Origin of the sequence: Pseudomonas qingdaonensis (assembly GCF_018398475.1) — a bacterium.
In the GTDB taxonomy this organism is placed as follows: domain Bacteria; phylum Pseudomonadota; class Gammaproteobacteria; order Pseudomonadales; family Pseudomonadaceae; genus Aquipseudomonas; species Aquipseudomonas palmensis.
The window spans coordinates 4,882,249-4,899,085 of record NZ_CP074676.1; the positions used below are offsets into that span (position 1 = coordinate 4,882,249).

The 16,837-nt window shown below is 65.5% G+C and carries 14 protein-coding genes; all 14 read left to right on the forward strand.

Annotated features, from left to right (window positions below):
- The first annotated feature begins 28 nt into the window (after nt 1-28).
- The 14 genes from alg8 to KH389_RS22315 all read left to right on the forward strand — a co-directional run bounded on the left by alg8 (nt 29) and on the right by KH389_RS22315 (nt 16,618).
- Nucleotides 29-1,519, forward strand: coding sequence for a mannuronan synthase (gene alg8 / locus KH389_RS22250; RefSeq protein WP_370409113.1), 1,491 nt, complete (start codon nt 29-31; stop codon nt 1,517-1,519).
- Between the two features lie 36 nt (nt 1,520-1,555).
- The gene (locus tag KH389_RS22255) at nt 1,556-2,722 is read left to right on the forward strand and encodes an alginate biosynthesis protein Alg44 (RefSeq protein ID WP_043861005.1); all 1,167 of its coding nucleotides are present in this window, start codon (nt 1,556-1,558) and stop codon (nt 2,720-2,722) included.
- Nucleotides 2,723-2,825: 103 nt separating this feature from the next.
- Complete coding sequence (gene algK, locus KH389_RS22260; RefSeq protein WP_213606254.1) at nt 2,826-4,214, forward strand: alginate biosynthesis TPR repeat lipoprotein AlgK; 1,389 nt, start codon at nt 2,826-2,828, stop codon at nt 4,212-4,214.
- Complete coding sequence (locus tag KH389_RS22265; RefSeq protein WP_213606256.1) at nt 4,211-5,695, forward strand: alginate export family protein; 1,485 nt, start codon at nt 4,211-4,213, stop codon at nt 5,693-5,695. The genes algK and KH389_RS22265 overlap by 4 nt, the downstream gene beginning before the upstream one ends.
- An 18-nt stretch (nt 5,696-5,713) precedes the next feature.
- Nucleotides 5,714-7,273, forward strand: a complete 1,560-nt coding sequence (algG, locus tag KH389_RS22270; RefSeq protein WP_213606257.1) for a mannuronan 5-epimerase AlgG — start codon at nt 5,714-5,716, stop codon at nt 7,271-7,273.
- 11 nt (nt 7,274-7,284) lie between these two features.
- Complete coding sequence (locus KH389_RS22275; protein WP_213606258.1) at nt 7,285-8,727, forward strand: alginate O-acetyltransferase; 1,443 nt, start codon at nt 7,285-7,287, stop codon at nt 8,725-8,727.
- 7 nt (nt 8,728-8,734) lie between these two features.
- Nucleotides 8,735-9,841 carry a mannuronate-specific alginate lyase gene (locus KH389_RS22280; RefSeq protein WP_088515590.1) on the forward strand — a complete coding sequence of 369 codons (1,107 nt, stop codon included), beginning with the start codon at nt 8,735-8,737 and terminating at the stop codon, nt 9,839-9,841.
- Between the two features lie 127 nt (nt 9,842-9,968).
- Nucleotides 9,969-11,426 (forward strand): MBOAT family O-acyltransferase, encoded by a 1,458-nt coding sequence (locus KH389_RS22285; protein ID WP_213606259.1) that lies wholly within the window; start codon nt 9,969-9,971, stop codon nt 11,424-11,426.
- An 11-nt stretch (nt 11,427-11,437) separates the two neighbouring features.
- Nucleotides 11,438-12,601, forward strand: a complete 1,164-nt coding sequence (locus KH389_RS22290) for an alginate O-acetyltransferase (protein ID WP_054914853.1) — start codon at nt 11,438-11,440, stop codon at nt 12,599-12,601.
- 12 nt (nt 12,602-12,613) lie between these two features.
- Complete coding sequence (locus KH389_RS22295; protein ID WP_043860998.1) at nt 12,614-13,261, forward strand: alginate O-acetyltransferase AlgF; 648 nt, start codon at nt 12,614-12,616, stop codon at nt 13,259-13,261.
- 33 nt (nt 13,262-13,294) lie between these two features.
- A complete protein-coding gene (locus KH389_RS22300) occupies nt 13,295-14,746 on the forward strand; it encodes a mannose-1-phosphate guanylyltransferase/mannose-6-phosphate isomerase (protein ID WP_043860997.1) in 1,452 nt (483 codons plus the stop codon).
- 136 nt (nt 14,747-14,882) lie between these two features.
- Nucleotides 14,883-15,347 (forward strand): hypothetical protein, encoded by a 465-nt coding sequence (locus KH389_RS22305; protein ID WP_043860996.1) that lies wholly within the window; start codon nt 14,883-14,885, stop codon nt 15,345-15,347.
- Between the two features lie 76 nt (nt 15,348-15,423).
- Nucleotides 15,424-15,903, forward strand: a complete 480-nt coding sequence (locus KH389_RS22310; protein ID WP_143516671.1) for a thioredoxin family protein — start codon at nt 15,424-15,426, stop codon at nt 15,901-15,903.
- On the forward strand, nt 15,794-16,618 hold the full coding sequence (locus KH389_RS22315; protein ID WP_054914855.1) for an SDR family oxidoreductase: 825 nt from the start codon (nt 15,794-15,796) through the stop codon (nt 16,616-16,618). The genes KH389_RS22310 and KH389_RS22315 overlap by 110 nt, the downstream gene beginning before the upstream one ends.
- Nucleotides 16,619-16,837 lie beyond the last annotated feature (219 nt).

Consider the following 16,837-nt stretch of genomic DNA (forward strand, 5'->3'; position numbering starts at 1 on the left):
GCAGTTCCTTCCCATTCATTCGCTACGGATGCACACCATGCAAAGGCTCAAGCACGGCCTGCTACAGGTCGCCGGATGGCTGTTCTACGTGAGCCTGCTCATGCTGATCGCCCTGGCCTTGCCCAAGACCGTTTTCGACCCCGACTCCAAGGACTTCATCTTCCTCATCGGCGCTGTCGGAATCTGGCGTTATTCCATGGGTGCCACGCACTTCGTGCGGGGCATGCTGTTCCTCTACATCGTCTACCCGATGCTGCGACGCAAGGTGCGCAAACTGGGCAGCGCGGCCGACCCGTCGCACGTGTACCTGATGGTCACCAGCTTTCGCATCGACGCCCTGACCACCGCGCAGGTGTACAGCTCGGTGATCCGCGAGGCAATCGACTGCGGCTACCCCACCACCGTGGTCTGCTCGCTGGTGGAAATGAGCGACGAACTGCTGGTGAAAAGCCTGTGGGCCAAGTTCAACCCGCCCGACCGCGTGGCCCTGGACTTCGTGCGCATCGCCGGCACCGGCAAGCGTGACGGCCTGGCCTACGGCTTTCGCGCCATCTCGCGCCACCTGCCCGACGAGAACGCGGTGGTCGCGGTGATCGACGGCGACACCGTGCTCGGCGAAGGCGTGGTGGCCAAGACCGTGCCCTGGTTCAAGCTCTACCCCAATGTCGGTGGCCTGACCACCAACGAATTCTGCGAAGTGCGCGGCGGCTACATCATGAGCGAGTGGCACAAGCTGCGCTTTGCCCAGCGGCACATCAACATGTGCTCGATGGCACTGTCCAAGCGCGTGCTGACCATGACCGGGCGCATGTCGGTGTTCCGCGCCGCCGTGGTGACCAACCCCGAGTTCATCAAGGACGTCGAGAACGACTCGCTGCAGCACTGGCGCCTGGGGCGCTTCAAGTTCCTCACCGGCGACGACAAGTCCAGCTGGTTCAGCCTCATGCGCCTGGGCTACGACACGTTCTACGTGCCGGATGCGGCGATCAACACGGTCGAGCACCCGCCGGAAAAGAGCTTCATCAAGGCCAGCCGCAAGCTCATGTACCGCTGGTACGGCAACAACCTGCGCCAGAACTCCCGCGCCCTGGGCCTGGGCGTTCGCCGCCTCGGCCTGTTCACCAGCGTGGTGCTGTTCGACCAGCGCGTGTCGATGTGGACCAGCCTGCTCGGGCTCACCGTGGCGCTGATCGCCAGCCTCAAGTTCGGCCCTGCCTTCCTGCTGGTGTACCTGCTGTGGATCGGCATCACCCGCCTGATCCTGACCCTGATGCTGATGTGCTCGGGGCATGCCATCGGCCCGGCCTACCCGCTGATTCTCTATTACAACCAGATCGTCGGCGCAATCATGAAGATCTACGTGTTCTTCCGCCTCGACAAGCAGTCCTGGACCCGCCAGCCCACTGCGCTCAAACGCGACCTCGCGAGCTTTCAACAATGGTTCAACACCTGGTCTTCGCGGACCATGACCTTCTCGGCAGCCAGCATCTTCGTCGCTGTGCTGTTCATGGTCGTGTGAGCCGCCGCCCTACGGAATAAACAGGAACATATCGCCATGAATACCGCCGTGAATGCCAATGTCGTGCATGAGTCCGAAGCCCAGCGTCAGCACGCCCGGGTAAAGATCCCCGCCAAGCTGCGCTACCTGGGGGCCAACCGCGAGACCCTCGAAGTCAAGGTCGAGGACCTCTCGGCCGGTGGCCTGAGCTTCTACACCCGCCACCCGCTGAAGGTCGGCGAAGTGGTGCGCGGCCGCCTGCAGTTCGTGGTCGACAACCTGGGCCTGGCCATCGACATAGAGTTCCAGGTGCGCTCGCACAACGTCGCCGACGGTCGTACTGGCGTGCAGTTCCAGAACCTGGAACAGCGCGACATCGCCACCCTGCGCCACATCATCACCTCGCACCTGTCGGGCGAGCTGATCAGCATCGGCGACGTGCTCAGCACCCTGCAACGCGACAACTTCACCAAGGCGCGCAAGCAGAAGGACACCGGCGGCGGCCTGAGCGCCTTCGGCCGCCTGCGTGCGGTGACCTTCAGCCTCGGCGTGTTCGTGGTCGGCGTGGCCGCGTTCGGCTTCATCGCCAAGTCGGTGTACGGCCTGTACTTCGTCAGCCATGCCGAGGCCGGGGTGGTCAGCGTCCCCACCACCAACGTCACCATGCCGCGCGACGGCACCGTGCAGAGCCTGGTGAAGGCGGACGGCCCGGTGGTCAAGGGCGCGCCGCTGGCCTCGTTCAACACCAGCATGCTCGACCTGCTCAAGGGCCACCTGGACGACCAGCAACTGGAGCCGGCGCGGGTCGAGGAACTGTTCGGCAAGCAGCTCAGCGGCACCCTCACCAGCCCGTGCGACTGCGTGGTGGCCAGGCAGCTGGTGGATGACGGGCAATACGCGAGCAAGGGCGCAGTGATCTTCCAGCTGATCCCGCGCACCACCAACCCGATCATCGAAGCCCGTTTCAGCTACCGCCAGTTCGACGAAGTGCAACCCGGCACCCGCGTCAACTTCCAGGTGGCCGGCGAAGACGACGTGCGCCAGGGTCGCATCGTCAGCAGCACCAGCCAGAACAGCGACGACCTGTCTTCGGACATTCGCGTGCAGATCAAGCCGGATGCGCCGATGCCCAGCGAGCTGGCCGGGCGCCCGGTGTCGGTCAACAGCGACCGGGGCCCGTCGATGGACTGGCTGATCGACAAGGCCGTGGCCCGTGGGCTTTGAAGAGGACATGCCGGTGACTACCCAACACACCGCGATCCCTGTAGGAGCCGGCCTTGCCGGCGAATCGTGCAGCCCCCTTCGCCGGCAAGGCCGGCTCCTACCGATGGGTGCACTGGCCCTGGCCATCAGCCTGGCCGGTTGCGCCGGCCTGCCCGACCAGCGCCTGGCCAACGAAGCCCTCAAGCGCGGCGACACCGCCCTGGCCGAGCGCAACTACCAGCAACTCGCCGACCTGGGCTACAGCGAGGCCCAGGTAGGCCTGGCCGATATCCAGGTCGAAACCGGTGACCCGGCCAAGCTCAGGCAGGCCGAGGCCACCTACCGCGCCGCCGCCCGCACCTCGCCCCGCGCCCAGGCCCGCCTCGGCCGTCTGCTGGTGGCCAAGCCCGACAGCAGCGAGGCCGAGCGCCACGAGGCCCAGGGCCTGCTCAAGCAGGCCTTCGCCGCCGGCGAAAGCAACACCCTGATCCCGCTGGCCATGCTCTACCTGCAATACCCGCAGAGTTTCCCCGACCTCGATGCCCAGCAGCAGATCGACCAATGGCGCGCCGCCGGCTACCCCGAGGCGGGCCTGGCCCAGGTGCTGCTGTACCGTACCCAGAACACCTACGACCAGCACCTGGACGAGGTGGAACGTATCTGCAAGGCCGCACTGGCCAGCACCGACATCTGCTATGTGGAACTGGCCAGCGTGTACCAGAAGCGTGCCCAGCCCGAACAACAGGCCGCGCTGATCGACCAGCTCAAGGCCGCCTATGCCCGCGGTGCGGTACCGGCCAGCCGGGTCGACAGCGTGGCCCGCGTACTGGCCGACCCCAGCCTGGGCCAGACCGACGAGAAAACCGCCCAGGCCCTGCTCGAACAGGTCGCACCGAGCAACCCCGCGTCCTGGGTCAGCCTGGCGCAACTGCTCTACAGCTTCCCCGAGCTGGGCGACAGCGACCAGCTGCTGGCCTACATCGACAAGGGCCGCGAGGGCGCACAACCGCGCGCCGAGCTGCTGCTGGGCCGCCTCTACTACGAAGGCAAGGCCGTGCCGGCCGACGCGAAAAAAGCCGAGACGCACCTGCAGTCCGCCGCCGATGCCGGCGAAATCAGCGCCCACTACTACCTCGGCCAGCTCTACCGCCGTGGCTATCTGGGCCAGGTCGAACCGCAGAAAGCCGTCGATCACCTGCTGCGCGCCGCCCGTGGTGGCCAGCTCAGCGCCGACTACGCGCTGGCCCAGCTGTTCAGCGAAGGTCGCGGCATTCGCCAGGACCTGGTCAACGCCTGGGTGTTCGCGCAACTGGCGCAGGCCAACCCCAGCGAGCAATCGACGGCGATGGCCGGCGAGCTCGACCAGCAGCTATCCGCCCCGCAGAAGGCCCAGGCCCAGCGCCTGTTGCAACAGGAGCGCCAGGCCCGTGGCGCCATGGGTCAGGGCCCCGGCGCGCAGGCCATGCAGGCCCTGCAGGACACCACCGAACAAGACGGCGAGGAATCCCTATGACACTCAACCCGTGGATGAAGGCCGGCCTGGGCCTGGGCTGTGCCCTGCTCTGGTCGTGCCCGACCCTGGCCGCGATGACCGCCGAGAAGAACTTCGGCCTGGAAGTGAAAGTCACCGGCCAGTCCGAGGATGACCGCGACCTGGGCACCCGCTCCGGCGGCGACGTCAACGGCCTGGGCCTGGACCTGCGCCCCTGGGTGTATGGCGAGCGCGGCAACTGGAGCGCCTACGCCATGGGCCAGGCGGTCACCGCCACCGACACCATCGACACCGACACCCTGCGCCAGGCCGACGACGACAGCCAGGTCGAAACCCGCCGCGCCAGCGGCCGCGAGCAGGACAAGAGCTACCTGGCCATGCGCGAGTTCTGGGTCGGCTACAGCGGCCTGACCGCCTACCCCGGCGAGCAGCTGCGCCTGGGCCGCCAGCGCCTGCGCAGCGACGACGGCATGTGGCGCGACACCAACATCGAGGCGCTGAACTGGACCTTCGACACCACCCTGCTGCACGCCAACGCCGGCGTGGCCCAGCGTTTCAGCGAGTACCGCACCGACCTCACCGACCTGGCCCCCGAAGACAAGGACCGCCTGCACGTCTACGGCGACGTGGCCGCGCAATGGACCCCCGGCCACTGGGTCGGCCTGCGCGCGCACCACACCCACGACGACGGCAAGCTGAAGAACCCGGGCGAGACCCTCGACCCGCTGGACAAGACCCGCAACGGCGACCTCACCTGGCTGGGCCTTGAGGCCAACAGCGACGCCTACAACTGGCGCAACCAGAACACCGTCAACTACTGGGGCAGCGTCACCTGGCTCACCGGCGACCGTGATCGCCTGAGCGCCACCACCCTGGCCAACGGCGACCAGCTGGCCACGCAAAAGCAGAGCGGCGATGTCAACGCCTGGGCCACCGACCTGGGCATCCGCCTGCGCCTGGACCCCAACTGGCAGGTGGGCGCGGCCTATGCCCGCGGCAGCGGCGGCGGTGGCAGCGACGGCTCGGGCAACTTCGAACAGACCGGCCTTGAGAGCAACCGCTCCAACTTCACCGGCACCCGCTCGCGTGTGCACCGCTTCGGCGAGGCCTTCCGTGGCGAGCTGGGCAACCTGCAGGCCGCCACCCTGTTCACCTCCTGGCAACTGCGCGACGACTACGACGCAAGCCTGGTGTACCACAAGTTCTGGCGCGTCGACGGCAAGCAGAACATCGGCAGCAGCGGCATCAACGCCGTGGTCGATGATGACGGCATCAACCGCCCGCTGATCCAGGGCGAAAAAGACCTCGGCCAGGAGATGGACCTGGTGGTCACCAAGTACTTCAAGCAGGGCCTGCTGCCGGCCGCGCTGAGCCAGTCGATCGACGAACCGTCGGCACTGGTGCGCTTTCGCGGTGGGGTGTTCAAGCCAGGCGACGCCTATGGCAAGGAAGCGGACTCGTACATGCACCGCGCCTTCATCGACGTGATCTGGCGTTTCTGATGCCTGGAGTGCATTGACATGAACCTTTACCCGCTCAACACGCTGATCGCCGGCAGCCTGCTGCTGGCCAGCAGCATCGCCCTGGCCAACGGCCTGCCCGTGGCCAGCCCGGCCAAAGAGCTGCAGCACGCCAAGACCTACACCGTCAGCAGCGCGCCGATCGAGCCGTTGCAGATCCCGGCGCCGACCCTGCCCGACCTCAGCGGCTACACCGCCGAAGCGGTGCAGGCCAAGATCCAGCGTGCACGCAAGGGCAAGGTCACGGTACGCCGCATGCTGCAGGAAGACGCCCTCAAGGAGTTCATCGGCGGCGACAACAAGATGGCCGAATGGGTCGCCCGCCAGCACGGCATCCCGCAGGCGATCTTCGTCGATGACGGGCATGTCGACTTCACCGAGCTGAGCAAGCACGTGCCGGCCCAGTACCTGCGTGAAACCGCGCCGGGGGTGTACCTGTCGCGCCTGCCGATCGTGGTGGGGCAAAAGGGCGTGCTCGAGATCGATGCCAAGGTCAAGGAACTGCGCCTGTCCCAGGAAGGCGGTGCGTTCATCGTCAACGACGGCAAGCTGTTCGTCAGCGACACCCACGTCACCGGCTGGCGCGAAAAGGACAACGGCCCGGCGACCTTCCGCACACCCAAGGAATTTCGCCCGTTCCTGCTCTCGTGGGGCGGCACCGAGACCTACATCGTCAACACCCGCATGGCCAGCTTCGGCTATGCCCAGAGCAAGTCCTACGGCGTGAGCATTTCGCAGTACACGCCCAACATGGCCAAGCAGATGGGCCGCCCCGAACCCACCGGCTGGATCATCGGCTCCGAGTTCAGCGACATGTGGTACGGCTTCTACTGCTACGAGACCAGCGACTTCGTGGTCAAGGACAACACCTACCGCGACAACATCGTGTACGGCATCGACCCCCACGACCGTTCGCACCGCCTGATCATCGCCGGCAACACCGTGCATGGCACCAAGAAGAAGCACGGCATCATCGTCTCGCGCGAGGTCAACGACAGCTGGATCATCAACAACAAGAGCTACGACAACAAGCTCTCGGGCGTGGTGATCGACCGCAACAGCGTCAACAACCTGATCGCCTACAACGAGATCTACCGCAACCACACCGACGGCATCACCCTGTACGAAAGCGGCGACAACCTGGTCTGGGGCAACAAGGTCATCAGCAACCGTCGCCACGGCATCCGCGTGCGCAACAGCGTGAACATCCGCCTGTACGAAAACCTCGCCATGGCCAACGGCCTGGTGGGTGTGTACGGGCACATCAAGGACCTGTCCGATACCGACCGCGACATCGACCTGGACCCGTTCGACACCAAGGTGTCGCTGATCGTGGTGGGCGGTGAACTGGCGGCCAACGGCAGCGGCCCGCTGTCGATCGACTCGCCCCTGAGCGTGGAGCTGTACCGGGTGTCGATGCTGGCCCCGAGCAAGTCCAGCGGCATCAGTTTCTCCGGGGTGCTGGGCGATCGCCAGGACGAGATTCTCGACCTGATGGTACGCCAGGGCAAAGCCGTACTGATCGACCCGGTCGAACGCCAGACCGACATGGCGGATTGAGGAAACCTGACATGACCCCACACCTGATGAAACTGCTTGGCCTGAGTGCGGCGCTGCTGGCGATCAGCAACGGCGTGCGTGCCGACGAGGTGCAGGCGCCCAGCTTCACCGCCCAGCCGTGCTGCCAACTGTGCCCCGAAGCCCACGATGCCAGCCGCTACACCACCCGCTACCAGCAGAACTTCACCACCCTGGTGCAAGCCCAGGGCGACTGGCTGTTCCGTACCCGCGAAGACCTGCGCACCGAATTCAGCACCACCCCGGCCGGCTACAAACGCCTGCAGCAGGTGCACGATGCGTTCAAGGCGCGCGGCGTGGAACTGGTGGTGGTGTACCAGCCCACCCGTGGCCTGGTGAACCGCAACATGCTCAACCCGGCCGACAAGGCCGCGTTCAACTACGAGAAGGCCCTGCGCAACTACCAGGCCATGCTCAAGCGCTTCGCCCAAATGGGCTACAACGTGCCCGACCTGTCGCCGCTGACCAACGAACAGTTGCCGGCCGCGCAGCAGGGCAAGGACTTCTACTTCCGCGGCGACCAGCACTGGACGCCCTATGGAGCCGAGCGTGCGGCAAAAATCGTGGCCGACACCGTGCACAGCATGCCGGCCTTCGCCGACATCCCGCGGCGTGAATTCGAAAGCCACACGTCCGGCCGCATGGGCAAGACCGGCACCCTGCACAACGTCGCCGGCCAACTGTGCGGCACCAGCTACGCGGTGCAGTACATGGACCAGTTCGTCACCGAGCCCAAGGGCGAGAGTGGCGGCGACGACCTGTTCGGCGACTCGGGCAACCCGCAGATCACCCTGGTTGGCACCAGCCACAGCGGCAAGAACTACAACTTCTCGGGTTTTCTGCAGCAGTACATCGGCGCCGACGTGCTCAACGTCGCGTTCCCCGGTGGCGGCCTGGAAGGTTCGATGATCCAGTACCTGGGCAGCGAGGAGTTCCAGAACAACCCGCCCAAGATCCTGGTGTGGGAGTTCTCGCCGCTGTACCGCCTGGACCAGGAAACCATCTGGCGCCAGATGCTCGCCCTGCTCGACAACGGCTGCGAAGGCAAGCCTGCGCAGATGAGCGTCAGCACCTCGCTCAAGCCGGGCACCAACGAGCTGCTGGTCAATGGCAAGAACGGCGTGATCAAGAACCTGGTCAACGGCCGTCATCAACTGGACATCCAGTTCGAAGACAAGTCGGTCAAGACCTTGCAGGCCACCCTGTGGTACCTCAATGGTCGTCACGAGGACCTGAAGATCGAAAAACCCGAAACCTCCGACACCGACGGACGCTTCGCCTTCCAGTTGCGCGAGGACGAGGACTGGGCCAACCAGACCTTGCTCGCGGTGGAAGTGCAGGGTCCCGAAAGCGGCAGCCAGAAGGTCCAGGCCAGGCTGTGTACACGCAACCCGATCGCCGGCGCCGGGCAGCATGCTGCCCAGGCCGGCCTGTGAGGCGCACATGACATCCATCCGCACCCTTGCCACCCCCGCCCTGCTCGCCCTGGCCCTGTTCGGCCCGGCGGTGCAGGCCGGCGGGCTGGTCCCGCCGCAGGGCTACTACGCCGGCATCGAGAAACCCAAGACCAGCCCCAACGACTTCACCTGTGAGGCCGTGCCCAAGCCCTACACCGGCGCGCTGCAGTTTCGCAGCAAGTACGAAGGCTCGGACAAGGCCCGCGCGACGCTGAACAAGGCATCCGAACAGGCCTTTCGCGATTCCACCGCCAGCATCACCACGCTGGAGCGCGGGGTCAGCAAGCAGGTGATGCAGTACATGCGCGACGGCCGCCCGCAGCAGCTGGACTGCACCCTGCAGTGGCTGGGCACCTGGGCGCAGGCCGATGCGCTGATGTCCACCGACTACAACCACACCGGCAAGTCGATGCGCAAATGGGCGCTGGGCAGCCTGAGCTCGGCATACCTGCGTCTGAAGTTTTCCAACGCACAGCCACTGGCGGCGCACCAGGCCCAGGCCGAACAGATCGAGAAATGGTTCGCGCGCCTGGCCGAGCAGACGGTCAAGGACTGGAGCGACCTGCCGCTGGAAAAGATCAACAACCACTCGTACTGGGCCGCCTGGTCGGTGATGGCCACGGCGGTGGCGACCGATCGCCGCGACCTGTTCGACTGGGCCGTGAAGGAGTACCGCGTGGGTGCCAACCAGGTCGATGCGCAGGGCTTTCTGCCCAACGAGATGAAGCGCAAGCAGCGCGCCCTGGCGTACCACAACTACGCACTGCCGCCGCTGTCGATGATCGCCAGCTTCGCCCAGGCCAACGGCGTGGACCTGCGCCCGGAAAACAACGGCGCGCTCAAGCGCCTGGGCGAGCGGGTGTTGTCCGGGGCCAGAGACCCGAGTGCGTTCAAGGCGCGCAATGGCCAGAAGCAGGACATGGACGATCTGAAGATCGACAGCAAATACGCCTGGCTTGAGCCGTGGTGCAGCCTGTACCAGTGCGACGCCGATGCGCTCAAGCGCAAGCAGGCGATGCAGCCGTTCAAGAGTTTCCGCCTGGGCGGCGACCTGACGCGCGTCTACGACCCGCAGGCAGAACAGAAGAAGTAGCAACGACCGCAATCCCTGTGGGAGCGGGCTTGACCCGCGATGCGTTTGATCTGGTTCCCCCGCAATTTCAGCGGGGGGTTTGGGGGGCTGCTGCCCCGATTGTGGATAACGACAAGGAGAGATCGGGATGGTGTTCTCGTCCAATGTGTTCCTGTTCCTGTTCCTGCCGATCTTTCTCGGCCTGTACTACCTGAGCGGGCAACGCTACCGCAACGCCCTGCTGCTGCTGGCCAGCTACGTGTTCTACGCCTGGTGGCGGGTGGACTTCCTGGCGCTGTTCGCCGCGGTCACCCTGTGGAACTACTGGATCGGCCTCAAGGTGGGCGCCGCCGGCGTGCGCACCAAGCCGGCCCAGCGCTGGCTGCTGCTGGGGGTGGTGGTCGACCTGGGTATCCTGGGCTACTTCAAGTACGCCAACTTCGGCGTCGACAGCATCAACGCGATCATGACCTCGTACGGCCTGGAGCCGTTCATCCTCACCCACATCCTGTTGCCCATCGGCATCTCGTTCTACATCTTCGAGTCGATCAGCTACATCATCGACGTGTACCGCGGCGACACCCCGGCCACCCGCAACCTGGTCGACTTCGCCGCGTTCGTGGCGATCTTCCCGCACCTGATCGCCGGCCCCGTGCTGCGCTTTCGCGACCTGGCCGACCAGTTCAACCACCGCACCCACACCCTGGACAAGTTCTCCGAAGGCTGCACGCGGTTCATGCAGGGCTTCATCAAGAAGGTATTCATCGCCGACACCCTGGCGGTGGTCGCCGACCACTGCTTCGCCCTGCAGAACCCGACCACCGGCGACGCCTGGCTGGGCGCACTGGCCTACACCGCGCAGCTGTACTTCGACTTCTCCGGCTACAGCGACATGGCCATCGGCCTGGGCCTGATGATGGGCTTTCGCTTCATGGAGAACTTCAAGCAGCCTTACATCAGCCAGTCGATCACCGAGTTCTGGCGGCGCTGGCACATCAGCCTGTCCACCTGGCTGCGCGACTACCTGTACATCACCCTGGGCGGCAACCGCGGCGGCACCTTCGCCACCTACCGCAACCTGTTCCTGACCATGCTGCTGGGCGGCCTGTGGCACGGCGCCAACTTCACCTACATCATCTGGGGCGCCTGGCACGGCATGTGGCTGGCGATCGAGCGCGCACTGGGCCTGGACACCAACCCGCAGCGCTTCAACCCGGTCAAGTGGGCCTTCACCTTCCTGCTGGTGGTGATGGGCTGGGTGATCTTCCGCGCCGAAAACCTGCACGTGGCCGCACGCATGTACGGCGCCATGTTCAGCTTCGGTGAATGGCAGCTGTCGGAACTCAACCGCGCCAGCCTCACCGGCCTGCAAGTGGCCACCCTGGTGATCGCCTACCTGAGCCTGGCGTTCTTCGGCCTGCGCGACTTCTACCGCAATGACAAGCCCACGGCCAAGGCCAGCCCGGTGGCCGTGCATGGCGACGGCAGCGTGAGCCTGGACTGGGGCCTGTACATGACCCGCGCGCTGGTGCTGCTGCTGTTCGTGGCCTCGATCCTCAAACTCTCGGCGCAAAGCTACTCGCCGTTCCTCTACTTCCAGTTCTGAGCGAGCCGACCATGACCCGATCATTACGCAAACTCTACGCCGTGCTGTTCATGGCCCTGCTGCTGGGCCTGGGCATCTGGTCGCTGGGGGGCCTGGGCAGTTTCCAGCGCACCGCGCAGATGTCCCTGCTCGACGGCAAGCTGGCCAAGGCCGCCGAAACCCACTACGACGCGCAGTTCCCGATCAAGCGCCTGGGCACCAACCTCTGGGCGGCGCTGGACTTCAAACTGTTCAACGAAGGCCGCCCGGGTGTGGTGCTGGGCCGCGAGCAATGGCTGTTCAGCGATGAAGAGTTCAAGCCGGTGGCCGGCAGCGAGCAGTTCGAGGCCGAGAACCTCGCACTGATCCGCGGCGTGCGCGACACCCTCAAGCAGCACGGTGTGCAACTGGTGCTGGCGATCATTCCGGCCAAGGCCCGCCTGTACCCGGAGTACATCGGTGAGCAGACGCCCGCCAGCCTGCATGCCGACCTGTACAACCAGTTCCATGCCAAGGCGCGCCAGGCCGGCGTGTTCGCCCCGGACCTGCTCGGCCCGCTGCAGGCGGCCAAGGCCCAGGGCCAGGTGTTCCTGCGCACCGACACCCACTGGACACCACTGGGCGCCGAGGTGGTGGCACGCCACCTGGCCGAAGCCGTGGCCCGCCAGACCCTGCTCAGCGGCACGCCGCAGCAGTTCGTCACCGAAGCCAAAGCCGCCACACCGTACAAGGGCGACCTCACCAACTTCCTGCCGCTGGACCCGTTGTTCAGCCACCTGCTGCCGGCCCCGGACAGCCTGCAGCAACGCACCACCCGCCCTGCCCGGGCCCAGGACCAGGCCGACAGCGACGACGCGCTGTTTGCCGACAACGAGATCCCCGTGGCGCTGATCGGCACCAGCTACAGCGCCAACCCGCACTGGAACTTCCTCGGTGCGTTGCAGCAGGCGCTGCGCAGCGACGTGGTCAATTACGCCGAGGACGGCCATGGCCCGCTGCTGCCGATGCTCAAGTACCTGCAGACCGACGCCTTCAAGACCAGCGCCCCACAGGTGCTGGTATGGGAGTTCCCGGAACGTTATCTGCCAATGAAAAACGACCTCAGCGCCTTCGATCCGCAGTGGATCGCCCAGCTGAAGCAAACCCGTACCGCCAATCAAGACATGGCCCTGTCGTCCAATCGGACGCAACACTGAGAGGAACTGCACATGACCACCAAGCACCGCATTGCCAAAGCATTCGCCCTGACCGCCGGCATGAGCCTGCTCTCGCTGCAGGCCTGGGCCGGCGCCGACGCCGCACTGTATGGCCCCAGCGCGCCCAAGGGCTCGACCTTCGTGCGCCTGTACAACGCCGGCAACCAGCCGGTGGCCGCCAGTGTCGGCAACACCCAGATCAGCGAAGTGGCCGCCCAGGGCAGCAGCGATTTCAGCTTCATGCCCCAGGGCGACTACAGCGCCAAGGTCGGCAGCCAGACCGTACCGGTCAAGCTGGCGGGCGATCACTACTACACCCTGGTCAACCACGGCAGCGGCCAGCCGCAACTGGTCGAGGAACCGCCGTTCAAGAACAAGCAGAAATCCCTGGTACGCGTGCAGAACCTGAGCGACCAGGCCCTGACCCTGAAGACCGCCGATGGCAAGACCGAAGTGGTCAAGCCGGTGGCGGCCAAGGCGCGCGGCGAGCGCGAGATCAACCCGGTCAAGGTCAGCCTGGCGCTGTATGAAGGCGACAAGAAAGTCAGCGACCTCAAGCCCGTTGCGCTCGAACGTGGCGAAGCGGCCGTGCTGTATGTGACCGGCAGTGGCAGCAACCTGTCGCCGGTCTGGGTCAAGCGCCCTGTGTCCACCCGTTAATCAACTGCCCCTTTCAACGTTCGGAGATTACCCATGATTCCAGTCATCCTGTCCGGTGGTAGCGGCTCGCGTCTGTGGCCCCTGTCGCGCAAGCAATTCCCCAAGCAGTTCCTGGCCCTGACCGGTGAACACACGCTGTTCCAGCAAACCCTGTCGCGCCTGGTGTTCGACGGCATGGACGCGCCCATCGTGGTGTGCAACAAGGACCACCGTTTCATCGTCAACGAGCAGTTGGCCAACCTGAACCTGGACACCCAGGCGATCCTGATGGAGCCGTTCGGGCGCAACACCGCGCCGGCCGTGGCGCTCACGGCCATGAAACTGGTCAACGAAGGCCGCGACGAGCTGATGCTGGTGCTGCCGGCCGACCACGTGCTGGACGACCAGAAGGCCCTGCAACGCGCCCTGGCCCTGGCCACGGTGGCCGCCGAACGCGGCGAAATGGTGCTGTTCGGGGTGCCGGCGACCAAGCCGGAAACCGGCTACGGCTACATCAAGTCGAGCCAGGACGCCCTGCTGCCCGAAGGCATCAGCCGCGTGGCACAGTTCGTCGAGAAACCGGACGAAAAACGCGCCACCGAGTTCGTCAAAAGTGGCGGCTACTACTGGAACAGCGGCATGTTCCTGTTCCGCGCCAGCCGCTTCCTCGAAGAGCTGAAAAAGCACGACCCCGACATCTACGACACCTGCCTGCTGACCCTGGAGCGCAGCCTGGAAGACGGCGACAGCATCAGCATCGACGAGGCCACCTTCGCCTGCTGCCCGGACAACTCCATCGACTACGCGGTGATGGAAAAGACCCAGCGCGCCTGCGTGGTGCCGCTGAGTGCGGGCTGGAGCGACGTGGGCTGCTGGTCGTCGCTGTGGGACGTGCACGAGAAGGACACCAACGGCAACGTGACCAAGGGCGACGTGGTGGTGCAGGACAGCCACAACTGCATGATCCACGGCAACGGCAAGCTGGTGTCGGTGATCGGCCTGGAGAACATCGTGGTGGTCGAGACCAAGGACGCCATGATGATCGCGCACAAGGACAAGGTTCAGGGGGTCAAGCAGATGGTCAACACCCTGGACGCCCAGGGCCGCAACGAAACCCAGAACCACTGCGAGGTGTACCGCCCGTGGGGCTCGTATGACTCGGTGGACATGGGCGGGCGCTTCCAGGTCAAGCACATCACGGTAAAACCCGGCGCCAGCCTGTCGCTGCAGATGCACCACCACCGTGCCGAGCACTGGATCGTGGTGTCGGGCACGGCCGAGGTGACGTGCGACGAGAACGTGTTCCTGCTGTGCGAGAACCAGTCCACGTACATCCCGATCGCCTCGGTGCACCGCCTGCGCAACCCGGGCAAGATCCCGCTGGAGATCATCGAGGTGCAGTCGGGCAGCTACCTGGGCGAGGACGACATCGAGCGTTTCGAAGACATCTACGGGCGCTCCACGCCAGTGGAGCGCGGGGTGTCGATCAAGACCATCGCGCAGTGATCTGAAGCCCGGAAGGCCCTTTCGCGGGTCAAGCCCGCTCCCACAACGGTCGCCATCGAACCTGTGGGAGCGGGCTTGACCCGCAATGCTTTTATCAGGGTAGGATGATCCTTCATCCGCACCCAAGGCGCCCTCCATGTTCATCGGTATCCTGCTCATCCTCACCTGGCTGGTCCTGCTGCTGCGCTACCCGGCCAAGGCCTTGCCGATCTCCATGGCCGCGCTGCTCGGCCTGGGCCTGGTGGGCCTGTGGGTGGTGTGGCTGGACAACCGCGAGGCCAGCCAGCTGGCCCGCCTGGAACTGCGCCTGGACTACGCCCCCGACGCCTGCCCGGCCGACCGGCCGCTGCGCGTACAGATAAAGAACGCCAACCGCGTGCCGCTGGTCGAGCTGCGCTGGCGCGTGGCCGCTTACGCCCCCGGCGACACCGTCAACCTGGCCGAGAACACCTACGCCGCACCGCGCTACCGCGGCCCCGGCGACCTGCAGCCCGAGGCCAGCTGGCACGACTGCCTGCCCCTGCCCCCCCTGCGCTCAGGCTACCGCCCGCAAACCCTGGAATTTCGTGCCGAGCACCTGCAGGGTGGCTTTGCCAACTAGTATTTTTGCCAGTTACCTGAGACACGCCAGCCGGGGTTGAATGGAGCGCACCGCAATTCTTGCAGGAGGCACCACCATGTCACTCAGGCCCGTGACCCGCCTCGACCAGCTCCAGGCGCTGCTCGACGATTGCACACGCCAACGCCCGGCCATGGTCATGGTGGGCTCGGCCAGTTGCCCGCCTTGCCGCACGATGCATCCCGGTGTTGCACGGCTTGGCAGTCAACATCCTCAGGTCGACTTCCACTATTTCAACGTCGACCTGTTCGAGGATCACCCGCAAGAACCGGCCCTGACCCTCCTGTTCCAGAGCCTGTCGCTGCACTATCTGCCTTCACATATCCTGTTGCCCGTCGCCGGCCCCAACCTCGTGGTGTGCGCCACGAGCATCACCCGGCTGATCGAAGCCCTGACCGAACACCACATTCTGAGGAGAGCCCCCTTCCATGCCCGTCGTCCTGATCACCGGTTGCTCCAGCGGCATCGGCCGCGCCCTCGCCGACAGCTTCAAGTCCGCCGGCTACGACGTGTGGGCGACCGCGCGCAAGGCCGATGACGTCGCCACGCTGATCAAGGCCGGCTTCAGCAGCCGCCAGCTGGACGTCAACGACGAGGACGCCCTGGTGCGCCTGGCCGACGCCATCGAAACGGCCCATGGCGGCCTCGACATCCTGATCAACAACGCAGGCTACGGCGCGATGGGGCCGCTGCTGGACGGCGGTGTCGAGGCCATGCAGCGCCAGTTCGAGACCAACGTGTTCGCACTGATCGGTGTGACCCGTGCACTGTTCCCCTTGCTGCGACGCAATCGCGGCCTGGTGGTGAACATCGGCAGCGTGTCGGGTGTGCTGGTCACCCCGTTCGCCGGCGCCTATTGCGCATCCAAGGCGGCGGTGCATGCGCTCAGCGATGCGCTGCGCCTGGAACTGGCGCCGTTCGGCATCGGCGTGATGGAAGTGCAGCCCGGCGCCATCGCCTCAAGCTTCGCCAGCAATGCCGGGCGCGAGGCCGAGCAGGTGCTGGCGCAAGACTCGCCGTGGTGGCCATTGCGCGAGCAGGTGCGCGCCCGCGCCCGCGCCTCGCAGGACAGACCGACCCCCGCCAGCGCGTTCGCTCAGGGCCTGCTCAAGGCCGTACAGCAGCGTACCCCGCCCGACCTGCTGCGCCTGGGCAACGGCAGCCGCGCCCTGCCGCTACTGGCCGGCGTGCTGCCCAAACGGCTGCTGGAAAAGGTGCTGAAGAAACGTTTCGGCCTCGACCGCAGCCTGTGATCTGCCCGGTTTGCGGGGGCCTGCGCCGGCGATAGCTGACCCTATCGCTAACTATAAAGTGCACACCAGAGCATTTTCCAAAGCGTCTCCAAGGCCAAGAATCGCCCTCGTACTGGATCGGCTGCATTGCCACAGCGGCGGCGCGCTCCAGGCAATCAGGGAGAAATCTCCAAGGTCGGAGCACCGCTGCCTGCTGGCAGCCTTTCTCACAAATGCAAT